Source organism: Roseovarius halophilus (ex Wu et al. 2025) (genome assembly GCF_047086965.1).
In genome coordinates, this window is sequence record NZ_JBKOTX010000485.1 from 1 (window position 1) to 1,157 (window position 1,157).

The following is a 1,157-nucleotide window of genomic DNA, read 5'->3' on the forward strand; positions in this document are numbered from 1 at the left end:
CTAGTGGATTGATTCCAACGTTTGGAACCCTCTGTTTCTTGCGGCGATGATGTCATCCGGGTTGGCTTTCCAAATGAATGGTTGCGGGTTGTCGGCATTGTATTCCTGGACGAAGCGGTTGATGGCGGCCTGAAGATCGACGAGCGAATGGAAGACGCCGTGCTTGAGCCTGCGCCGGGTGAGTTTGGCGAAGAAGCCCTCGACGGCATTGAGCCACGAGCACGAGGTCGGCGTGAAGTGGAAGGTGAAACGCGGGTGGCGGGCGAGCCATTCCTGGACCTTGTCCTTCTTGTGTGCCGCATAGTTGTCGAGAATGACGTGGATGGCCTTATCCGCCGGCACCTCGCGCTCGATGCGGTTGAGGAAGCGGATGAACTCCTGATGGCGGTGGCGCTGCATGTTCTGTCCGATGACCGTGCCGTCGAGCACATTGAGGGCGGCAAACAGCGTCGTTGTGCCGTGCCGTTTGTAGTCGTGCGTCATCGTGCCGGCGCGTCCCTTCTTCATCGGCAGGCCGGGCTGGGTGCGATCGAGCGCCTGGATCTGGCTCTTCTCATCGACCGAAAGCACCACTGCATGGGCCGGCGGATCGACATACAGCCCAACGATGGCCGTGAGCTTCTCGGCGAAAGCCGGATCGTTGGAGAGCTTGAAGTGCCGCCAGCGATGCGGGCTGAGACCGTGGGCCTTCCAGATCGCCTGCACCGTCGAGGCCGCGACACCGGCTACCTTGGCCATCGCACGCAGCGTCCAGTGGGTCGCCTCATGCGGCGGCGGTTCCTGCGTCAGGCGGACGATCTCGGCGATACGCGCTGGCGGGACCGGCGCTTTGCCGGGCGGACGCGACTTGTCGCGAAGCAGCCCGTCGACGCCTTCGTGCATGAACCGCTCCTGCCAGCGCCAGACACTGGTCTTGGACTTCGCCGTAGCCGCCATGATTGCCGCGGTGCCCAGACCGTCGTCACTCAGAAGAACAATGCGCGCCCGCCAGACGTGTTTCTGCGGGCTCTTGGGCTCTGCGACGATCGCCTGCAAGCGCTGACGGTCGCGGGAGGATAGGGTGAAGGAGATACCTTTGCGCATGCGCCAGACTCGCATGCCAAACCACAAAACGGAATCCCATAGTTGGACTCTTTTGATCCGATCAAACCACTAGC

At 62.1% G+C, this 1,157-nt stretch carries 1 protein-coding gene; it reads right to left on the bottom strand.

All coding sequences use genetic code 11. The annotated features are described in order from the left end of the window. Positions 1-1,083, bottom strand: coding sequence for an IS630 family transposase (locus ACH107_RS33000; protein WP_412509811.1), 1,083 nt, complete (start codon positions 1,081-1,083; stop codon positions 1-3). Between the last annotated feature and the right edge of the window lie 74 nt (positions 1,084-1,157).